The 22950-nt window shown below is 34.1% G+C and carries 12 protein-coding genes; 7 read left to right on the top strand and 5 right to left on the bottom strand.

The features are described from left to right. The first annotated feature begins 953 nt into the window (after positions 1–953). From C4F50_RS06035 to C4F50_RS06010, 6 genes are all read left to right on the top strand, one after another. Positions 954–7628: a polyketide synthase gene (locus tag C4F50_RS06035; protein WP_228011967.1), complete on the top strand. Its 6675-nt coding sequence runs from the start codon at positions 954–956 to the stop codon at positions 7626–7628. Between the two features lie 17 nt (positions 7629–7645). Beyond that, the gene (locus C4F50_RS06030) at positions 7646–8554 is read left to right on the top strand and encodes a cupin-like domain-containing protein (protein WP_193845505.1); all 909 of its coding nucleotides are present in this window, start codon (positions 7646–7648) and stop codon (positions 8552–8554) included. Between the two features lie 35 nt (positions 8555–8589). Next, on the top strand, positions 8590–12555 hold the full coding sequence (locus tag C4F50_RS06025) for a non-ribosomal peptide synthetase (RefSeq protein ID WP_193845504.1): 3966 nt from the start codon (positions 8590–8592) through the stop codon (positions 12553–12555). Beyond that, positions 12542–13333, top strand: a complete 792-nt coding sequence (locus C4F50_RS06020) for a 4'-phosphopantetheinyl transferase family protein (RefSeq protein WP_193845503.1) — start codon at positions 12542–12544, stop codon at positions 13331–13333. The genes C4F50_RS06025 and C4F50_RS06020 overlap by 14 nt, the downstream gene beginning before the upstream one ends. Positions 13334–13771: 438 nt before the next feature. After that, positions 13772–15376: a hypothetical protein gene (locus C4F50_RS06015; RefSeq protein ID WP_193845502.1), complete on the top strand. Its 1605-nt coding sequence runs from the start codon at positions 13772–13774 to the stop codon at positions 15374–15376. A 147-nt stretch (positions 15377–15523) separates the two neighbouring features. After that, complete coding sequence (locus C4F50_RS06010) at positions 15524–16636, top strand: hypothetical protein (protein WP_193845501.1); 1113 nt, start codon at positions 15524–15526, stop codon at positions 16634–16636. A 52-nt stretch (positions 16637–16688) separates the two neighbouring features. Here C4F50_RS06010 and C4F50_RS06005 read toward each other — a convergent pair whose 3' ends face one another. From C4F50_RS06005 to C4F50_RS05990, 4 genes are all read right to left on the bottom strand, one after another. Further along, a complete protein-coding gene (locus C4F50_RS06005; protein ID WP_193845500.1) occupies positions 16689–17141 on the bottom strand; it encodes an Lrp/AsnC family transcriptional regulator in 453 nt (150 codons plus the stop codon). A 225-nt stretch (positions 17142–17366) separates the two neighbouring features. Further along, positions 17367–18359 (bottom strand): bile acid:sodium symporter family protein, encoded by a 993-nt coding sequence (locus C4F50_RS06000; protein ID WP_193845499.1) that lies wholly within the window; start codon positions 18357–18359, stop codon positions 17367–17369. A 166-nt stretch (positions 18360–18525) separates the two neighbouring features. Further along, positions 18526–19557, bottom strand: a complete 1032-nt coding sequence (locus C4F50_RS05995) for a methionine synthase (RefSeq protein ID WP_193845498.1) — start codon at positions 19555–19557, stop codon at positions 18526–18528. Positions 19558–19587: 30 nt separating this feature from the next. Further along, entirely contained in the window at positions 19588–20640 is a 1053-nt protein-coding gene (locus C4F50_RS05990; protein WP_228011966.1) for a DUF1852 domain-containing protein, read from the bottom strand. A gap of 267 nt (positions 20641–20907) precedes the next feature. Here C4F50_RS05990 and C4F50_RS05985 point away from each other — a divergent pair, with 267 nt between their 5' ends. After that, positions 20908–21537, top strand: coding sequence for a nitroreductase family protein (locus C4F50_RS05985; protein ID WP_193845497.1), 630 nt, complete (start codon positions 20908–20910; stop codon positions 21535–21537). 161 nt (positions 21538–21698) lie between these two features. Here the strand turns inward: C4F50_RS05985 and C4F50_RS05980 are convergent, their stop codons facing one another. Continuing rightward, a complete protein-coding gene (locus C4F50_RS05980; protein WP_193845496.1) occupies positions 21699–22835 on the bottom strand; it encodes a hypothetical protein in 1137 nt (378 codons plus the stop codon). Positions 22836–22950 lie beyond the last annotated feature (115 nt).

The raw sequence follows: 22950 nt of genomic DNA, 5'->3' as shown, positions 1-22950 counted from the left end.
TACTTCACAGTTTATTAATTCTTTATATTTTAATACTGCAAAAATATTTAATTTCAAAATTAAATCGATAAAATAAAACTTATTTCCGACAAAGCACACAAAATGTAGTATTTTAATGACTATTTACTTACATCAAAAAAGCCAATTTTATATTTTTTTGCGGTTTTAATTAAAATTATAAACCCTATCACTTTCGGAATCATTTGATAAATTAAATACTTTCATTTGGAAAACATCTTGGGGTATCTATAACTAACGCTAATCTCTTTTGATAATTATATAAGGACATACTTTTTGCCTAATTTGTAAATTACACTGCACATTTTTTTTAAATTGATAGTTACTGTACGTTAAAATCCGAATTTAGCAATTAATTTATCCATAAACATTTAAAAAACAACAAGTTACACGCCGACTATAATTAAAAGTTTTTTAATTAGAGTTACTTTCTCTTTCGCATGTGTTGTTTTTAAACTGTACGCCTTATTTAGTTTTTAAAAAAAAGGAAACATACTAGAGCTTTTATCAATAGAGAAATAGAAAGCAAAAAAAATCATTAATGTTAAGAATCTTAAAAAGAAAATTGCTGCATATTTAAAACTTGAAAATCAATATAGTAGCTTAAATAATAATTTAAAAATATAACAAATTTGAAAAACAAAGCTCTTGTAATAAATCGTGTTATTACCATATAAAAATTTGCTTCGTATAGCCCAAAACATGCTTTTAATCGATTATAACAGCTTTATACAGAAATTACACGTTTTAATGAAATAATTTTCCTTGATTTGATTAAAAAATTGAATAATATTTATCAAAACAGTGAAAACAATGCAACAAATAAGTTAATAAACTGTTTATTTTCAAACCTTTTATTATTCTTTTGCGTTTTCCTTGCTTTATTTTTTATCAATAGTATTTTATAAGTTTTTAATTTTTTTAAAGAAATTACGATGATAAGACCTGACAATAATAATACTGAAAATAAGATGCCGGATCCCAAAAACTCTCATCTCACACAAACATTATACGAACTGTTTGCCAGCCAAGTAGAAATGCATCCTAATTCTATTGCTCTTGACTTTGACAAAAAACAAGTAACTTACAGTGAATTAGAGCAAGCTGTTTCAAAAGTTCATCGTTCTCTTTTAAAACAAGCAAAAAACGAAAATATAATCGGTCTCTCTACAACCCGAGGTATAGAGCAAGTTGTATTTATGCTGGCAATTTTAAAAGCAGGTAAAGCTTATCTCCCAATCGATTTTGGATACCCCAAAAACCGTATACTAAATATCATAAAAAATTCCAATCTAACCTTCTGTTTATCAAATGATGCAGATGAAGCTGCTGTGTTATCCCTGGGACTTAAATCATTGAAAAACAACAACATTCAAAATCAAACCGACTGCAATCAAGATGCAATGTGTCAAAATGCGGGATATGTTTTGTATACTTCTGGTTCTACTGGTGAACCAAAAGGGGTATGCATGGGACAGGGAGCACTTGTAAATCTTATCAATTGGCAAAACAAAAAATCAACAAGTACAAATGGAACGCGTACTTTGCAATTTGCTCCTTTAACTTTCGATGTTTCTTTTCAAGAAATTATGGCCACCTTGAGTACAGGAGGTACTCTTGTTTTGATTGAAGAATATTTAAGACTCGATATGGCTGCTCTTATAAACTTCATAGAAAAGCAGCAGATTAATAGACTTTTTTTACCTTTTGTAGCATTACAGGCTTTAGCCGAAGCCGCTTTTAGTACAGGCTTATTTCCTGATTCACTCAAAGAAATAATGACAGCTGGTGAACAACTTAAAATCACGCCTGTAGTAGAGGCATTTTTCACAAAGTTGAATACTTGTGTTCTTTATAATCAATATGGGCCAACGGAGTGCCACGTTGTTACTGAATTAAAATTGGACGGTGATCCTGCTAATTGGCCAACATTACCCTCAATTGGCAAACCTATTTACAACACTTCTATACTTATTCTTAATCAAAATCTTGAAATTGTAAACAATGGTGAAATTGGAGAACTCTATATTGCCGGAGAATGCCTGGCAGAGGGCTATTTGAACAACGAGCAGTTAACCAATGAAAAGTTTCTTGATTGGAAAGCACCTGATGGTAAAAATATTCGCATCTACCGCTCCGGAGATATAGCTAAATATTTGCCGGATGGAAATATTGAATTTCTTGGCCGTCAAGATGATCAAGTTAAAATTAGTGGACATCGAATAGAACTGGCCGAAGTTGAATTGGCAATTAATTCTTTAATTGGCATACAGCAAACAGTTGTATTAGCGTCAAATCTTTTAGGGCAAACTCAATTGGCCGCCTACATTCAAACCAATCAAGAAAATATTGATATCGCTGCTATTCGTGAAAAAACAGCCGCCATATTGCCCGATTATATGATTCCATCCTACTTTATCTTGGTTCAGGATTTTCCTAGGACCTCTAGTGGGAAAATTGATAAGAAAATGCTCCCAGCACCCGAATACAATAGACCAAGCAATGCACCTTTATATAAAAAAGCAACTACTGAAATTCAAAAAAACATTACTAAAGCTTGGTTTGATTTATTTCATATACCCAAAATTGGAATTGATGATAATTTTTTTGAAATGGGAGGAACATCTTTGCTAGCTCAAAAATTAGCAGCTGTTTTATTAAAGGAATACAACTATAAATTACCTGTAACAAAACTATATCAATTTCCTACAATTTCTCAAATAGCTGACTATCTAGAACCTAAAAAGAATACAGAGGCTAAAAACAACATTAAAAAAGATACTAAATCGAATGGTTCTGGTGATGTGGCCATTATTGGTATGGCCGGAAGATTTCCAGGAGCAAATACTATAGACCAATTGTGGGAAGTCTTAAAAGAGGGCAAAGAAACTATTTCTTTTTTCAAACCTGAAGAACTTGATCCTAGTATTCCAGAATCATTACGCAATGATCCGCTTTATGTAAGTGCGCGTGGCATTTTACCCCATTCAAAGACTTTTGATGCTGCTTTTTTTGAAATAAATTCAAAACTAGCTGAAGTAATGGATCCACAGCAGCGCCTATTCTTGGAAATTGCGTGGGAATGTCTTGAGCAAACTGGTTACTTGCCAAAACATTACAAAGGTACCATAGGGGTTTATGCAGGTACTGGCGCCAACACCTATTATAAAAAAAATATATTACCTAATACTGAAGTAATAGATCAAATTGGATACCTTCAAGCAGAAACTGTTAACGAAAAAGATTATATTTCTACAAGAACAGCTTACCACTTGAACTTAAAAGGTCCAGCGGTTAGTGTTCATTCTGCTTGCTCAACCTCCTTACTTGCTATTACCGAAGCTGTAGAAGCTATCCGAAATGGTCAATGCGACATCGCACTTGCCGGAGGCTCAAGTATTACCGCTCCTATTTTTAGCGGACATCTTTATCAGGAAGGCTCTATGCTGAGTCCTGACGGACATTGTCGTTCTTTTGATGCTTCGGGAAAAGGAACTGTATTTAGCGACGGAGCTGGAGTTGTACTTTTAAAAAATTTAGATGCAGCCCAAAAAGATGGCGACAAAATATACGGTATTATAAAAGGCATCGGAGTTACAAATGATGGCGGCGGTAAAGGAAGTTTTACGGCTCCAAGCGTTGAAGGACAAGCTTTGGCTATAACGAAAGCAATTCAAGATGCACGAGTTTCACCCAATTCTATCACTTATGTTGAAACTCACGGAACTGCAACGCCAATAGGTGATCCTATAGAAATCGAAGGACTTAAAATGGCTTTTGGGGAACAGGACATAAATAACTTTTGTGCCTTAGGGTCAATAAAAAGTAATATGGGACATCTTACTGCGGCGGCTGGTGTTGCTGGATTAATAAAAACAATTCTAGCAATGAACAACAAGGTTATTCCGCCTTCCTTAGGATTCAACAAACCCAATCCAGCAATTAATTTTGAAGGTAGTCCGTTTTTTGTAAATGCATCATTACGTAATTGGAATTCAGACGAACCCTTACGAGCTGGTGTGAGTTCCTTTGGAGTTGGCGGCACTAATGTCCATATTGTTGTAGAAGAATATCCTATTGAACAGAAAAAATCGGGCCCGAGTCGTCCGTTGCAGCTCTTGATGTGGTCTGCCAAATCAGAAAAAAGTGCAAAAGGTTATGAAACGGAATTAGGCCATTTTCTTCAATCAAAACCTGATTTATCATTGGCAGATGTTGCTTATTCACTAAATAAAACTAGAGAGACTTTTGCATACAGAAGTTTTCTTCTTTCCGAGAGCAATAGAGATGCGAGTCTGGAGCTCCTTTCGGATCAAAAAAACAATATCAAAAATGCGGTCTTAAAGATTGCCCCAGGAGAACTTGTTTTTCTTTTCCCTGGTCAAGGCTCTCAATTTTCTCAAATGGGAATTAATCTTTATAAAAATGAGCCTGTTTATAAAGAAGCAATTGACAAATGTGCAGCAATCTTATTGGATAAATTGTCATTAGACATTCGCGAAATTCTATATCCAGAAATCGTAACACCAGAGACGGAGACAAGATTGAAAGAAACCCGTTTCACACAACCTGCCTTGTTTGTAACAGAGTATGCTTTATCGCAGCTCTGGCTAAGCTGGGGAATAAAGCCAACCGTATACTGCGGCCATAGTATTGGAGAATTTGTAGCGGCTCATTTGGCAGGCATTTTCAGCCTAGAAGATGCACTGCATTTAATTGCAGTTAGAGGACGTCTAGTCAATGAACTTCCAGCAGGAAGCATGCTTTCTGTAAGACTTCATGAAGACAAATTAAAAGAGCTTCTTCCAAAAACACTTTCTCTAGCGGCTGTTAATTCTGATTTTTTATGTGTCGTTGCTGGAAAAGATAGTGAAATAAAAGATTTTGCCAAATCATTAGATGCATTAGAAATTGCTAATAACTTGCTTTTCACCAGTCATGCATTTCATTCAGCAATGATGGATCCAGCATTGGAAACCTTTGAAAATGAGGTAAAAAAGACATTCCTTAATAAGCCTGCTATGCCCATTGTTTCTACTGTTACAGGATCTTGGCTTAAAGATGAAGAAGCTGTCAGTTCAAAATACTGGTCAGACCATTTGCGCAGTACAGTGAGATTTGGGCCTGCAGCAGATACTTTGCTAAAATTAGAAGATCCTATTTTTATCGAAATTGGACCAGGACACACATTAACTACTTTGACAAAGCAGCAGGCAGCAGGAAAAATAATTCCTGCATTTACAAGTTTAGCAACTCCTAAAAATAAGATGAATGAATACAATTCTGTTTTACAGACCTTAGGTGAACTATGGCTGAGAGGAATTGATCCAGATTGGAATGCTTTTTACAGCGGGCAAGACAGGCAAAAAGTTGAATTACCAAGCTACGTGTTCGACCGGAAACTCTGCTGGATTGACCCTCCTGCAGTACCAATACAAAATTCAACACCGGTTTCTGCTGCTGCAAATACAAAAAATACAGACATACTACAAAATCCGATTAGTAAACTAAATGGAAACAAACCTATGAGAAAAACTACTATACTTAATAACATTTCTTCAATTGTAAGTCAAACATCTGGTATCGATTACCCACATGATGCATCTTCTCAAAGTTTTCTTGACCTTGGACTGGATTCATTAACACTTACGCAGCTTGCCATAAGGTTAAAAAAAGATTTTAAAATTGCCATAACCTTTCGACAGCTCAATGAAGAATTTAGTTCACCCTCTCTTTTAGCAGATTATCTTGATCTTAATCTTCCACAAGAGGAGTACAAAAGCATCGAACCAGCAAAAATAGTTTCAAACGTAATTGCTGTCCCAGCAGCAACTGCCAGTCTCGCTTCTGCCGCAGTCAACAATCAGAACAATACGGCCTTAGGGTTGATTGCACAGCAACTGCAGCTTTTAGGAAAACAAATGGAACTTCTACAGGGTAATACAACAGCAGCGTCTAACGAAATACATCAGGAAACATTTCAGAAATCTTTGATTGATACCAAAATTGGAAATACAGTTGAAGAAGTAAGAACGCCTGAAGAAATTTCTGAACATCAAAAACCTTTTGGAGCATCTCCTAGAATTGAGAAACAAACAAAGGAAATGAGTACTTCTCAAAAGGAATTTCTAAATAAATTGATAGCTGCTTACACTGCAAAAACCGGAAAAAGTAAATCCTATGCTCAAAAAAATAGAAGTTTTATGGCAGATCCAAGAGTTGTTTCTGGATTTAAACCATTAACAAAAGAAATAGTTTATCCGATTGTCATTGAAAAATCCAAAGGAAATCGTTTATGGGACTTAGATGGAAACGTCTACATTGACACGCTTAATGGATTTGGATCTTGCTTTTTTGGTTATCAGCCCGATTTTATTAAAGAAGTACTTCATCAGCAAGTCGAAGACGGATTTGAAGTAGGACCGCAGCACCCATTGGCTGGAGAAGTTTGTGAATTGCTGTGTGAGTTTACAAAACAAGATCGTGCTGCACTTTGTAATACCGGTTCTGAAGCTGTTTTAGGTGCAATTCGAATAGCCCGAACTGTTACTGGACGCTCATTGATAGCGGCATTTTCTGGCTCTTATCATGGTATAATAGATGAAGTTTTAGTTCGTGGCTCAAAAAAATTAATTTCTTTTCCTGCCGCTCCTGGAATTATGCCTGAATCTGTTCAAAACATACTCATTTTAGAATATGGAACTGAGGAAAGTCTTCGTATTATAAGAGAGCGAGCAGATGAACTGGCTGCTGTTTTAGTGGAACCGGTTCAAAGCAGAAGACCAGAATTTCAACCAATAGCATTTTTAAATAAGCTGCGAGAACTCACTGCCGAAACTGATGTACCGCTAATTTTTGATGAGGTTATTACAGGATTCCGTATGCATCCAGGCGGCATTCAGGCCCTTTTTAATATTCAGGCCGATATCGCAACTTATGGAAAAGTAATTGGCGGCGGACTTTCAATTGGTGCTATTGCCGGAAAACGAAAATATATGGATGCACTTGATGGCGGTCATTGGCAATATGGTGATGATTCTATTCCAGAAATTGGCGTTACATACTTCGCAGGTACTTTTGTAAGGCATCCTTTGGCACTTGCTGCATCAAAAGCAGTTCTTACTTATCTTAAAAAGCAAGGGCCAGATTTACAAGAAAGACTAAATAACATGACTAGTCGCTTAGCAGCCGCATTAAATACCGAAGTCAAGACACAAGAACTGCCAATGACAATTAATCATTTTGGTTCTCTATGGCGGCTTAAGTTTAATGACGATGTACTTTATGGCGAATTGCTATTCACTTTACTTCGTGAAAACGGAATTCATATCTGGGATGGTTTCCCTTGCTTTTTGACTGAAGCTTATAAAGAAGAAGACATTGACCAAATAATCCAAACTTTCAAAAAATGCCTTAATAAAATGGTTGCAGCTGGATTCTTCGCTGCTAATACAGCAGAATCTATTCCATCGAAAACATCAAACAATTCAGTTGTAATCAATAAACCACCAGTAAACGGAGCAAAACTAGGAAGAGACAAAGATGGTAATCCGGCTTGGTTTATCGCAGATTCGAATAAAAAAGGCGAATATGTTAAACTAGATTTATAAACCCCTAATACTAAATTATGACTGTTAAAACAATTGAATTAATTCGTGTAGGAGATTATGTTGTTGAAAAAAAACACGGTATGACATATAATGAATTTTCTAAAAATCATTTATTTGCTAATTATCCTGTAGTAATTGGCGATGCTTGCGAAGGCTGGAATGCAAAGGAAAAATTTTCGTTAGAATTCTTCAGATCTACTTATGGAGATAGAGAAGTTAGCGTAGAAGGGCAAAAATTCAAACTGAAAGATTACATCGACTTGATGGAAACTTCAACAGTTGAAAATCCTGCACCTTATCCTTGCAAGCTTCAAATGGACACCGACTATCCAGAACTAATACCGGATGTGTCGCCGCGATTTAAATATTCTTTGCCAGACTGGACTCACAGCAAATTAATATCGAAAAGATTTACAGGTACTGCTCAAACATTAGAAATATTTTTTGGCAGTCCAGGCGGTGTATTTCCTTATGTTCATTACGATTATTTATGTCTTCATGCTTTTATAACGCAATTGCACGGAGTAAAAGAATTCACCGTTATTCCTCCTAGTCAAACTCCCTATATATATCAAAAAAAAGATAATTTATGGGTTTCAGAAATACCCGATTTAAAAAATATCGATTTTGAAAAATATCCGCTTTCAACAAATTTAACGCCAATTACTTTTACTGTAGGACCAGGAGAAACATTGTTTATTCCTTGTGGTTGGTGGCATACGGCACATTCTTTAACCGAAACAATTTCAATTGCGCAGGATTGTTTGAATACCTCTAATCTAAGCAAGTTCAAAAAAGAGGTTTTTATTAATTTAAAGAAGAAGAAAAGCATTAAAACTGAATTAGCAAAAGTTTATTTATCTACCATGATATCAACAATAAGGGTATTAGATTTCTTTGGAATTAAGAAAAATTTTAAAGGATAAAATAGCTTCTAATAATTTATTCCTAAAAAAATTGATTGTACAATATTAATAGAAAAACTAAAGTGGAAGTTTTAAAAAAAAATGCAGCTTTTAATCCATTTTCTGGACCAGAGTTAGAAAAAGTCATACCAACTACAAAAGCACAATCTGAAATTTGGACAGGTTGTTATTTTGGAGGCGACGATGCCGCTAGTGCCTATAACGAGTCGCTAACAGTAGAATTTAACGGCCCATTAGACACTGGTGTTATGGATCGAGCTATTCAAAAATTGATAGACCGTCATGAGGCATTGCGCGCTGCATTTAGCACAAACGGTATTTATATGTCTATCTATAAGCAACTTGCGATAAACATTACCCAACTCAACCTGTCTCATCTCGATCCAGATTCCCAGAATACTATCTTACAGGAATATCTTCATGAAGACGCTCATTTTCTTTTTGATCTGATTAACGGACCATTAATCAAAGCAGGTTTATTGAAATTTTCTGAAATGAATCATAGATTAATCCTTACGGTACACCATATAATTTGTGATGGATGGTCACTTGGAATTATTCTTCAAGATCTGGGAGCACTTTACTCTGCTTATGTTGAAGGTAAAATACCTGATTTGCCAGAACCGATTCCCTTTAGCGCTTATGCAGATGAAGAACAATTATTTTTGCAAAGTGAAAAAAACAAAAAAGGAGAACAGTTTTGGAATAAAATTTATGAAAAATCGGTACCGATTATAAATTTGCCAACAGACAATCCAAGACCACCACTTCGAACTTACAAAAGTCAACGTTTGGATTTTCCTTTCGATACAAATTTATTATCAAAGCTAAAACAAACGGGTTTAAATGCTGGTTCAAGTTTAGTAACTACCCTTTTGGTTAGTTTTGAGTTATTTTTATATCAAATAACAGGACAGGATGATATCGTAGTTGGCTTGCCTTCTGCTGGTCAAGCTACAACAGGAATGAATCATTTAGTAGGACACTGCGTTAATTTACTCCCATTAAGAAGCAGACCAGACTTAAATAAAAATTTTAACGATTACTTAAAACAACGAAAATCAGAACTTTTTGATTGTTATGAGTATTCACAACTTAGTTTTGGACAGCTCTTACAAACAATAAATATTCCCCGCGATCCTTCACGAATTCCTTTAGTGCCTATTACATTCAACATAGATATGGGCATGACTGATGGTGTTCATTTTAGAAATTTAACCTATAAATTAACGAGCAACCCCAGGGCTTTCGAAACTTTCGAAATTTTTCTTAATGCAAGCGGTACCGAAAAAAATCTCGTTTTTGAATGGTCTTTCAATACGGCGCTTTTCCTGCCAGAGACCATTAAAAAAATGATGACTTCTCTAGAAAAAATAATAGAAAAAGTTACCGATGATCCAACAAAAACTTTAGAACAAATTACCAATCAGGATTTTATAAGCGAATACAACGAAATAAATGCAACTAATGCCAGCTATCCTGAAAGCGCGCTTCATGATTTAATTGATTTACAAGCAAAACAAACACCAGAAAATACAGCATTAGAATTTCTCGATACTGTTATTTTATATAAAGACCTGCAAGCTCAAGCCAATCAAATGGCCCATTATTTAAAAGATAAAGGCATTCTACCCGGCGATTTTATTGCTGTCTCAATGCCTCGTTGTTCTGAACTGGTAATTTCATTATTAGCCATTATGCAGTGCGGTGCCGCTTATCTTCCTTTAGATCCTGAATATCCTATTTCTAGATTACAATTCATGATAGATGATTCTGAAGCTAAATTTTTACTAACAAGTAAAGAGGTATCCCAATCATTATTAGAACTCCCTGATATTATTTTAATAGAAGATGCCATGGCAGTATTGAGCCAGTTTCCAAAAACCAAATTAGAAAGAAAAGTTAATTTTGAAGATACAGCTTATTTACTCTACACTTCTGGTTCTACGGGTAAACCAAAAGGAGTACCGATTACCCATAAAAACTTAGTTAACTTTCTTTTCAGTATGGCTAAGGAACCGGGTATCAATCCAAATGACAGGTTGCTGTCTATCACTACTATTTCTTTTGATATTGCTGGTTTAGAATTGTATTTGCCACTTATTAAAGGAGCTGCAGTAATATTGGCTAATAATGAAACTGCTAAAGACGGCAGATTATTACTAGAAGTGCTTAAAAAAGAAAAAATCAGTTTTTTACAGGCGACTCCAACAACTTGGTCAATGCTATTAGATTCTGGCTGGTCAGCACCACTGCCAATAAAGGCGCTTTGCGGCGGAGAAGCCATGTCTGCCGATCTTGCGAAAGAACTTATACAAAAATGTGATACCATTTGGAACGTGTATGGCCCGACAGAAACCACAATTTGGTCCTCTGTAAAACAAATAACTAGTGCCGATTCGTTAATTACAATTGGCAAACCTATTGCAAATACGCAGCTTTATATAATAAACGAGCATGGCAAACTTTTGCCGCCCGGAAAAATTGGAGAAATTGTTATTGGTGGAGATGGATTAGCATCAGGATACTGGAAGAGGCCGGAACTTACAGATGAAAAATTTATAATCAATGAGTTTTCAAATTCAAAAATAAGTGTCGTATATCGCACTGGAGATTTGGGCAAACTTTTACCTAACAACGAAATTGTTTGCTTAGGACGCTTAGACCAGCAAGTCAAGATTAGGGGCCATCGCATTGAACCAGGCGAAGTTGAACAAACTTTGATAGAACTTGAAGGCATAAAATATGCTGTAGTACTAGCTGATCAAAATTTTCTTATTGCCCATATTGTCCCAGAAGGATCTATTGAAAATGCTGTACAGCAAATTCCTTTATGGCGCGAAAAATTGTCTTCTCAACTACCATCCCATTTAGTTCCTCATGATTTTAATCTATTAGAAAAATTCCCAACAACTCTAAATGGAAAAATAGACCGTAAATCCCTTTTGGAATATAAAACTAATACAAACATTGGCTATACACAGCCTCGGACAGAAGAAGAAGAAATAGTAGCAGCTATCTGGAAAGAGAGCTTGAATTTGGAGAATGTTGATATTTTCAGCAATTTCTTCGAGATGGGTGGTCATTCTCTAGTTGCGGTAAGGGTCATGAGCCAAATTGAAGAAAAAATGGGAAAAAAATTACCCCTTTCTACTCTATTTGAACATTCGACAATAGAGAAGTTTGCAAAATTAATAGCTGCTAAAGAAATTTATTCTGATTGCTTAGTCGCAATAAAATCTAGCGGCAATAAAATTCCTCTTTTTATTGTGCATGGTGCAGGACTCAATGTCTTAAATTTTGTCAACCTGAGTAAATACTTCGATGATGATCAGCCTGTTTATGGTATTCAAGGTACTGCAAGAGAGTACAATGACTGGTACGAATCAATTGAGGATATGGCCGCACATTATGTAGATGCAATCATTAAAAAAAATCCTAACGGACCTTACGCTTTAGCAGGTTATTCTTTTGGCGGTATTATTGCCTTTGAAATGACCCGCCAATTGCATGAACTAGGCAAAGAGGTTAGCTTGACGGCATTACTTGATTCATCTATTGATTCTTCTTTTTATTATAGAACTTATTGGCAAAAGAAAATAGTCCGATACAAAGAAATGATTTTTAGCTGGAGGGCTTTTAAGATTCGTATTAATGAAAACAAATACATCTTAAAAAGTTTTTTTGGTAAAAACAACAAGACGATGGAGCAAAAAGTTTTGACAATTGAGCAGCTTATCGAGGCTGATGGCATGATAAAAAAAATTATCGACAAATATCAACTTAAACCACAGCATTTTAAAGTGGATTTATTTCGATCAAAAGATGACATCGACCATAAAGTTGACCCAAATAATCTGGGATGGAAAAAGGCTGCCTTAAAAGGAGTCGCAATTCATAATATCTCCGGTAATCATTATGATATTTTAGCGCCGCCAAATGACAAGGAATTGGCCAGATTACTTCAAGAAATTCTAGATCAAAAACATGAAAAAATCTAAACTATTTGTTTCTTTTTTAACTATCAAAAGTATTCCGTTATCTCCTGATAACGAATATCATTTAAATGCAAATAATATCATCATTTACAATATCTATTTGCCTGATTTTCTCAATTTGCAATCTTATTTATATCCATTTCTCAATTCTATTGAAATTAAAAAAGCACAGCGGTTCTACAAAGAAATAGATAGAAACAGGTTTATCATTTACAGAGCAATTTTAAAACTTCTTTTAGGCGCTTATACTAGATTAGATGTTAAAAATATTTACCTTGATTATGATTTTAATAAAAAACCTTATTTAGCTTCTCATCCTTGGCTGCATTTCAATATCTCACATTCTGAAAACTTTGCCTCTATTGCCATTTCACGCAAAAAGGTGGGTATTGATATTGAATATCTATCTGAGGACTTTAAATATTCAAGTCTTCTGCCAGATGTTTTTGATGATAGTGAAAGAGTTATAATTCAAAATTCCAACGATAAAAAAAAAACATTTTATATGTTATGGACACGCAAAGAAGCATTTGTTAAAGCACTAGGGAAAGGAATTGACGAAGATTTTAAATATATACCTTGCTCAGACGGACAGCATTATGTCGATTTCAACTTAATAAAAAACAGCCAAAACTGGCAGGTATATACTTTTGATCTTGCGGATTATTATTTGGGCGCCATAGCATTTGAGGGTTTAGCATCAAACTTGAACAACATTGAAATGTATAATATGCCAAATAATATGAAGGATTTACTGAGGATGAAACCAAGGCAATCCTGAATTACTCAAATTGAGCACCAAACATTATAGTTAGTTAAAGTGCGATAGCTCCATTGGTAAAAATTAATAAGTTAAAATGTAAAACTTATTTATTAACTCTTTAAAATTCTAACTTAACATAAATTTTCGCCATAATCTACAAGCCTAGAATTTAATTTGTTAGAAAAAAATATTAGTTTCACTTCCAAAAATTAATTTTTAAGGTTTTGTAGCATCTGATAAATTAAAAGAAACAAATCAAAGATTTGAAATTTATGCTGCAGATAATGATAAAAGACAAAATGTAAAAAGTTTTGCTCCTCTCCCAACCTTTTTAGATTAAAACACATCTGTTTAAGTAAGAGAACCTATAAAAAACCAGAACATGAATAAATATAGCTTCCTATAATTATCAATTATTCTGCTGGAACTAGAGACTACTAAATTACATATTGAAAATTGGAAAAAAGTAAGTACGTTGTAATTGGGCCTCATATTTCTTATGAATTAGACAAAAAAGAAATTGAAACCATAATCAGCAACGATAAGAAAAAAAACAAAAAACATATCAAATTGAAAGATTTAAAAAAAATACTATTCAGCTTGCTTCTAATAACCCAAGTTTCTTTCGGTCAAAAAGTTTTTAAAATAAAAGAAGGTGAATTGCAATTTATTCATCCTGAAAAAGGAGTTTTTGTAAAAAAATCGAACTCTTTATATCATTTAAAATTAGAGGATATTGATCATTTTGAAGGATTAACTAAACCGCTTAAATATGAATTGGAAAAAGTAACAGAAAAAGAATTTGAACAAGTACAAAAAGATTCCTCAACAATTATTGCTTCTAAAATTATCTCATTTGATTTTAAAAAATTAGATAATCAAAGGTTTACAACAAAAAATGATATCAATGAAGATGATAATTACCGATTCTATAAATACAACAAAAACTTCTTTGTTGTTAGTGTTTTAGAAGATTCAATTCAGCATCAAAGAAATGAATATTTAATACCATATTGCATTTTAAATTTTGGAGGCAATAAAAAGATTATGTATCATTCAAAAGGTTTTATTGTTCCGACAAAAGAAAAAACTCAATTTTTATTTGATAGAAGTAATTTGAATGACTCTTTTAAAAATTATGACGTATCAGTATATAAAAATCTTAATGCAATAGACATTCAGGTTGAGCAAAATGAATTAAAACTAAATAGTCATTTTTATACAATTGACACTTTAAAAAACAAAAAATTACAGATTAAAAACCCTTACAATGAAACAGTTATAAATAAATCTTTTGATTCTATTGTCAGTAATGACTATTTTATAATTGGCTATAGAAAAGGAAAAACTGAGATCTATAATTATACTTTTAAGAAGTTTAATTTAAAAAATATTCGGGCATTTAATTTTGCAAGGTTTTATCCAAATATGCAAATTATTGAAGGTGACAGTTTAAGACGAATAAACCTTATTGGCGAAAATTATAAAAAAGAAGATGCGTCTTACAGCACAGATGGCGCACAGTATTTTCCGGATATGGGAACTGGTTTTGAAATTACCGCAGAAAACGATGAATTTTATATTACTGGTGAAATTAGCTCTCTTGTTCTAAATTTTGGGGATTCGAGAAGAAAACATAAACTCTACAATAGAGAACAATTTGAAACAATTCAATATGCAAATGAAGGTCTTTATACAATTACATCTTATTCTGAAATGATGGGAACCACGATGAGTTATCCAGTTTGTTTTTATACAAAACTAAAAAACGGGAAATTTAATTTGAATACGCTTGATTATTTAATAGCAGAAAATCCCAGTATAGAAATAGAAAATTATAATAATCAACTTCCAAAAAACTGCGATAATATTACCGTATTAGATCAACAAAACTATCGCATTGAAAAAAATGGTCTCTTTACTTATTATCCAATGATGAAAGAAATTAAATATAAAAAATTAGACAATTTTAAAGGAAACTACGCTCGTTTCGAATTACCAAATGGCCAGAAAGGCTGGCTTTCTCTAGATGGAAAAGAATATTTAGACCAAAATTTTTAAGTTTATGAAAGTAATAGTTTTATTTTTTTTACTAACGATAATTACATTTGCCCAGACTAAATTGGCAGGGACAATTAATGCATAAAGTAACTACTAAAGAAAAAGACAAATATGATAATTAACTTGACTTTTAAAACACCCCAAACAGTGATTTTTTTATTTCTCTTAAGCTGTTTTTATTGTACTGCACAAAATGATTCAACTTTTGTAAAAATATATCTTAAAGATGCTTGCGAGAAAAAAAATATAACTAATGCGGTTGTAACTCTGGAATCTTATCAAAAAAAGCCAATTGCAGCGCAGTATAACAAGAAACAAAAATGCTATTATTTTGAAGATACGCCTGAAGGATATAACACAATTTTTGTAAATCATCCTAGTTTTGAAATTGATGGTTTTCAGAAAATAGACAGTTTTCCTAAACGTATAAACTTATTGCTAAACTGCAAAGGAAATATTATAGATAGCGATATTCAAAAAGAAAAACAATGGATAACAAACGAAAATGGAATTAGTCGCGATACTATAAAAATCGATACTCTTACTACTGGGGTTGTGAGAGTTCGGGATAATTACAAAGTTAAGATTTCAATAAAAAACTCTTATAAACTCTCTTATAATGAAGTAAAGAGAAAAATTGATTCATTAGTTGCCCCTTACGGATTAGAGTATATTGACGATCTGGTTCCTAATATGGTTTTTGTTCATATTAACACCTTTACTTTTGACAAAAAAATAGAACAATCATTTTTATCAGAGGAACTGAAAAAAAATGAACCATTGATTAACTTATTACTCGATCCTGATTATATTTTCTCCAGAAATTATTTTGATGTGGTCAATCAAGATCCCAGACTTCTAAGTGAGTTTTATTACCAATTATTGTATCGAAAAAAGGATAAAAGCGCCTTTAGAGGCGATTATGATTTGCTGCTAAATGAAATCTCCGAAAAAAACAAAAATTTGCAGATTGATCTTATGCTGTATTATAAATTTAGAATTGATGATGATTATCCCCTAAAATTAAATTGTAAAAATTTAGCCAAATATGATGACAGAATAATGAATTACCAGTTTTTCAGCAAATATGGCAGCGATCCGACTCGTGTTTTATTGATGGATAGATATTTTGAATATGAAAACACTTTTCTTGGAAAATATGAACTTGATATGCGAATTGATGGTGAAGTGAAATATACTCCCCCTCCATCCGATAAAAAATCAAATTTTAGATATGTTCTTGAATTATCAAAACAATAAATAATACTAAAAGTTTGAAACCCGTTATTCAACTAAATAAGCTATCACGGAACTATCCATACATATTTTTTATTTCCGACATAACAAAGGTACTTTGGGTACTCCCTATACTTTCAACTGATCCCAATTTATTAAACACAAAATCCTGATAATGCTTCATGTCTTTAGCAGAAACTTTCATTAAAAAATCGTAATCACCTGAGATATTATAACATTCCACAACTTCTTCTATTTTCATAATATCACTAACAAACTGATTCCCGATATTACGATCGTGCTGCTTAAGTTTGATATTACAAAAAACAATGAAACCTCTATTTAATTTTTCTGCATCCAGCAGGGCAATATATTTTTTAATATATCCAGTGTTTTCCAATCTTTTAATCCGCTCAAAAACAGGCGATGCCGAAAGATTTACCATTTTAGCAAGCTCTTTTACAGTGTATTTAGAATTATCGTGTAGTATATTTAATAACTGAAGATCAATGGCGTCTATTTGTTCCATAGAATAGTACTTTAAACAGGTTTGATTTTTTTTAAAACAGAATAAAATTCTTCAAATATAACTAAAAACAATACAAAAATCTTATTTTAAACAATTTAAAAAGATAACATACTACAGCATTTATCTTCACAGTATAAAAATCTAAAAGGCATTATTTTATAGCAGGGATCGTTATCCTTGATAACCTTTATCGAAAAAAGATAAAGGGTTACGTCATCAATAAAATTATACTTCTTTTCTTCGAGCCATACCCTGAGCAATGATGCTTGCGGCAATCAACTGCAAAGCATGGTAAAGCATTAGCGGCAGCAATACGATTCCGGTGATCGTACTGTCCTGAAAAAGTACTTTTGACATAACGGTGCCGTGTACCAATGACTTTTTAGAGCCACAGAATAAGACAGTAATACGGTCTTCATCTGAAAAACCAAGCAGGCGACTGAGTAGTCCGACACAAAAGAATACGGCAAAAAACAACGCCATCATCCCTGCAGCGAGTCCAGCAAGTTCAAGGGCGGTAAAGCCTTCAAAAAGATGTTCGGAAAATGACTTGCAAAACGACGTGTAAATAATGGTTAGAATAACTGCCTGATCGAAATATTTGAGCTGTTTCTTGTATTTTTCGGCGATGGCGCCGAAACGGGAATTGAGGCTTATGCCGATGATGACAGGCAGCAGGACTTGAAGAATCAACTTTATGACGATTTGAGTTACATCAAAATCGCCTGTTGCAGCAGCTATAAACAGCCCAACCCAGAGCGGCGTAACCACTACTCCGATCAAACTGGAAATACTCGCATTGAAAATGGCTGCGGGAATGTTTCCCTTGGCGATAGAAACCATGACCACGGAAGAGGATACTGTAGACGGTAGTGCTGCCAGAAAAAATACACCCAGCCAAAGCAGCTCATAGCCGTTATTGACAAACAACGGGCGAAATGCCAAAACTATGAGCGGAAAAAATAAAAAGGTTGTCAACTGGACGACAATGTGCATTTTCCAGTTAGAAAGTCCGGCTTTTAGTTTCTCAACACTCAGTCGCATGCCATAAAACAAGAAAATCAAGGAAACGCCGGCATTAGCAATCTCCTCCAGCGAAACAGGTTCTTTGACCATGCCTGGCTTTGGCAAAAAATAAGCCATCAGAATCATGGCGGCTATCATTAACAGGAAACCGTCGAAACCTGCTTTTTTTAATACTTCTAATAATTTCTTCAATGTGTTTTAAATATTATTTCTCCGTAGAGCCAAGATTACAAAAATATCTTACGCGGATAAACGTAGATTCTCCAGATTCATTAGTCTGTCTGCAGAATCGCTTTGTTGAATTCTACAGACAGCAGGCTTCAACCAAGGAAACCATATTCTAATTAATACATTGAGACTAAATCCCAAGTTCTTTGCGTATAATTTCTGCTCCTGCACTTAAAGCACTTAACTTGCCTCTGGCTACGTTTCGAGATAGCGGGGCCATACCGCAGTTTGTAGAAGGGTAAAGATTTTCGGCATCTACAAACTCAAGAGCTTTACGCAGGGTAGCAGCAACTTCTTCTGGTGTTTCGATAGTGTTGGTGGCCACATCAATGGCACCGACCATTACTTTTTTACCGCGAACAAGTTCCATTAAATTTAAAGGCACATTGGAGTTGTGACATTCTAAAGACACCACATCAATTTTAGATTTCTGAATTTTCGGGAAAATTTCTTCGTATTGTCGCCACTCAGAACCTAATGTCTTTTTCCAATCAGTATTTGCCTGTATTCCATAACCATAGCAAATATGAACTGCAGTTTGACAGTGTAAACCTTCAATGGCTCTTTCTAATGCTGCCATTCCCCAATCGTTTACTTCATCAAAGAACACATTAAATGCAGGTTCATCAAACTGGATGATATCTACCCCTGCGTCTTGAAGTTCTATTGCTTCTTCATTAAGTGCTTTCGCAAATTCCCACGCCAATTTTTCCCTGCTTTTATAATGGTCGTCGTACAAAGTATCTACCATTGTCAGCGGGCCTGGCAATGCCCATTTTATAGGCTTATTAGTCTGTTTACGTAAGAATTTAGCATCTTCAACAAAAACTGCTTTTTGACGTGCAACCTCACCTGCAACCACTGGAACACTAGCGTCATAACGGTTACGAATTTTTACTGTTTTACGATTCTCAAAATCTACACCGCTTAAATGTTCGATAAAAGTCGTTACAAAATGCTGGCGTGTCTGCTCGCCATCGCAAATGATATCTAGATCTGCCAATTGTTGTTCCTGCAGAGAAATGCGCAGCGCATCTTGTTTCCCTTCCAGCAGCTGATCGCCTTCTAATTTCCATGGTGACCAAAGTTTTTCGGGTGGTGCAAGCCAGGCAGGTTTAGGCAGACTTCCAACAATAGAGGTGGGTAATAATAATTTTTTCATAATAGTATAATATTAATGCGTTGTAATCAATTAAAGGGTAAAATTAGCAGACCATTGTTCCAGGAGACTTTTGCAAGGCTTAATGAAATGCTCTTCGGCATATTTACCCTGTTCAAAAGCCAGTCGGCTGCGCTCTTCGCGGTCATAAACCACGCGGGTCAGTGAATAATCTTCGTGTTTAAGGTTAGGTTGATAGATTTTTCCAGCCACTGAATTTGCATTGTAAATTTCAGGGCGGTAAATCTTCTGGAAAGTCTCCATCGTGCTGATTGAGCTGATTAATCCCAGATCAGTATAATCAGCAAGCAGGTCTCCGGAATGATAAAAAGCCATCGGGGCCACACTATTAGCAGGCATGAAAAAACGAACTTTTAGACCCATTTTAGAGAAATATTCATCAGTGATAGAGTACTGATCCTGCAGATACTCAAAACCCAGAACCGGATGCTGATACTCCGTGCGAGTATACGTTTTGTTACTCGATACACTGAGACAAATGATCGGTGGCATCTTAAAGTGCTCTTTATAAGTAGCTGAATTTACAAAGCACTTATAAAGTTTTCCGTGCAAATCACCAAAATTTTCAGGAATAGAAAAAGTAGATTTATTTTTATTGTGCTCGATCAATAAAATACTGAAATCATAATCACGAACATAAGAAGAAAAATTATTTCCGGCAACTCCTTCAATTTGCTGGCCAGTCTTACGATCGATAATATTCGTTTTTAAAACTTCAATCATCGGTAGATCATTGCTACCATTCTTATTATCAATACTCATCGTTACTGTGATGATTTCAAGTTCTACACGGTAACGATCCCCTTTTGGATTATCCAGATAAGCCAATGCATTGAATCGATTGTTGATCATATTTAAGGCATTACGTAAGTTTTGCTGGCGGCTGGCTCCTCTAGCCAAGTTTGCAAAATTGGTTGTCAGACGCGTTTGACTTGAGGGGTGATAGTTTTCATCTAAACAAGTGCTCTTTAATGTGAATGCAAAATCATTCTTGATTGTATTCTGGGTGTTTTCACTATCCTGCTTTTCGTTTATTCCCCTATCTTCTTGTATGTTCGCTTTCATCTGATGATATTATTTAGTTTTTTTACCCTGCAAATTTGAAGATAAAAGATTAAATATTTTTATTTATGCTTAAAATCAGATAATTAATCTTTTTACATACATTTTTAAAGATTATTAATCTGTAAACAAATCAAATAATGAAAGAAAACAGATAATTATTCTTTAGTGAACTAAGGTCATCGATTTGGAGTTTCCTAGAGCGCTTCAAAAACTCGAAAAAGAAAACAATAACATTTATATTTGCCAAAATTTAAGATAGACATAGCAATGAATTTGATAGAAAATTTAAAATGGCGCTACGCCGCAAAAGCTTACAGTAACATTAAAGTAACAGAAGAAAAGATCGATCAGATCTTAGAGGCTATAAATCTTTCAGCATCTTCCTGTGGTCTCCAATCTTACCGTGTTTTTGTTGTAAGCAATCCAGAAATCCAAAAGAAATTAGGTGCCGATTCGTATAATGGACAAATCAGCTCTTGCTCTCATTTGTTGGTTTTTGCTGCATTCACTGACATGACTTCAAGTTACATTGACGATTACATAGCAATGACAGAAAAACAAAGGGGTCTTGATGCTGGTACCTTATCAGGATTTAAAAATGGACTTCATTCCTATTTCAGCGCTATTAACGCAGAACAAAAAGCCACTTGGGCGGCCAAACAAGCGTATATTGCCCTAGGAACTGCCCTTATTGCCGCGGCAGAATTGAAAGTGGACGCCACTCCTATCGAAGGATTTAATGCCGCCACTATCGATGCCGTTTTGGGTTTGAAAGAAAAAGGGCTGCACTCTACAGTTATCCTCGCTCTAGGATATCGGGATTCGGAGAAAGACTATATGGCAGCTGCGAAAAAAGTTCGTCTGCCTATAGATGAAATGATAACTAAAGTTTATTAATGTTATTAGATTAGTTATTGCGATAAAGTATATTTTCAACCTTGATACTTTTTCTGCCACAAAAAACTCAGGCAAATTATACAGTTTTCATCCTGAATAAGTTTTGTGACAGAATCATCGCGTATTGCACTATGAAAAATTAAAACGGCGGTTGTGCGTTGTTATTTTATCAAGATATCTCTACTTTTAGTTACTTTAGGAATATAAATAAGATAGTCATACCCCTTTATAACCCTCGATAAATAAACATCATCTACTTTGAGCTTGTTTTGCAAAATAGATTTCTTTAAAGGCTTTAAATCAAAACAGTACCATTGTTCATTATTTACCATATTTAGAAAAGATTTAAAACTATTGTTGTCATCTTCGTCTTCTCCTTTTCCTACAACCATTATATGTAGCGATTTCCTGAAATTAGCCTCTTCAATATTAGAAATTAAGCTGCCTATATCATATAAATCGGTTTTCGTTAATATGGTTTCACCTTTTGGCATATGATTCGCACCAAATTTGAAAAGATTTTTTTTGTTATTCCAATCTGGCATTTGGGTTAGCAAAATGTTTTTCATCAATTGAATCCTTAAAGGATGACTTCTTTTAGTATAAATTTCTCTACTTAACTTGAATGCTTCAATTTGTTTTCGTTCTTTGACAGAAAGTTTTAACTTCAACAACAAATCTAATTTTTGAAGACAATCTTCAGAAAGCATGTAGTATTTTTCCAAACCCTCTTTAGATGCAACTAGTTTCGAATTATGAAGCATTTGGTCATATATCTCAATCACTTTTTTATTTTTCGAAGTTTCTTTTAAATTTGAAATTATCATTTGATCTGCAGAAACACTCATTTGTTCGACACCATATATTTTGGTATTACGTTTAATTAAATTATTAAACAAAGTAAATTCGGGTTCATACTGTAAAAAAGAAAAGCTTATATAATATTCTTTAACAAAAGAATTAAGTTGTTCAGTAGATAGGGATTTAATTTTTGTTTCGATTAAATCTACAGAGTAAGGATCCACCTCAAGAAAATAGTTATCAAAATCAACCTCATTAATAATAGCATTTGTGAAATAAGGAATTTCGTTTGTAAAATGAACTTCTCCCAACAAAACAGAATTAGATTGTTTTATTTCATCCAGCAAAATATCCCATCCTTTTCCCTGAAAGGAACTGTTTTTATCATTTTGGAAAGGAAAACCATTCTTTTGAACCAAACTGTCAAGTAATATGTTTTGAGCATAGTTAAAATTTGTAAGGAATAATGTAAGGAGTAAGAATATTATTTTTTTCATTTTGTATTTTCTTTTTTATTTTGGTGTTTCAAAGGAGTATAATAACGTACAACTTAAAGTATGTCTGACTAAGTCTAACTTATCTACCCTAATTGGGTCGCTATGTTTGACAATT

Origin of the sequence: Flavobacterium hungaricum (assembly GCF_015182285.1) — a bacterium.
Lineage (GTDB): Bacteria > Bacteroidota > Bacteroidia > Flavobacteriales > Flavobacteriaceae > Flavobacterium > Flavobacterium hungaricum.
This window is presented reverse-complemented; position numbering and strand designations above follow the sequence as displayed.

What these genes read in the sequence shown, in the direction of transcription:
- C4F50_RS06035 (WP_228011967.1), top strand. Translation starts at nt 954, where the DNA reads ATGATAAGACCTGACAATAATAATACTGAAAATAAGATGCCGGATCCC.
- C4F50_RS06030 (WP_193845505.1), top strand. Translation starts at nt 7,646, where the DNA reads ATGACTGTTAAAACAATTGAATTAATTCGTGTAGGAGATTATGTTGTT.
- C4F50_RS06020 (WP_193845503.1), top strand. Translation starts at nt 12,542, where the DNA reads ATGAAAAAATCTAAACTATTTGTTTCTTTTTTAACTATCAAAAGTATT.
- C4F50_RS06005 (WP_193845500.1), bottom strand. Translation starts at nt 17,141, where the DNA reads ATGGAACAAATAGACGCCATTGATCTTCAGTTATTAAATATACTACAC.
- C4F50_RS05995 (WP_193845498.1), bottom strand. Translation starts at nt 19,557, where the DNA reads ATGAAAAAATTATTATTACCCACCTCTATTGTTGGAAGTCTGCCTAAA.
- C4F50_RS05990 (WP_228011966.1), bottom strand. Translation starts at nt 20,640, where the DNA reads ATGAAAGCGAACATACAAGAAGATAGGGGAATAAACGAAAAGCAGGAT.
- C4F50_RS05985 (WP_193845497.1), top strand. Translation starts at nt 20,908, where the DNA reads ATGAATTTGATAGAAAATTTAAAATGGCGCTACGCCGCAAAAGCTTAC.
- C4F50_RS05980 (WP_193845496.1), bottom strand. Translation starts at nt 22,835, where the DNA reads ATGAAAAAAATAATATTCTTACTCCTTACATTATTCCTTACAAATTTT.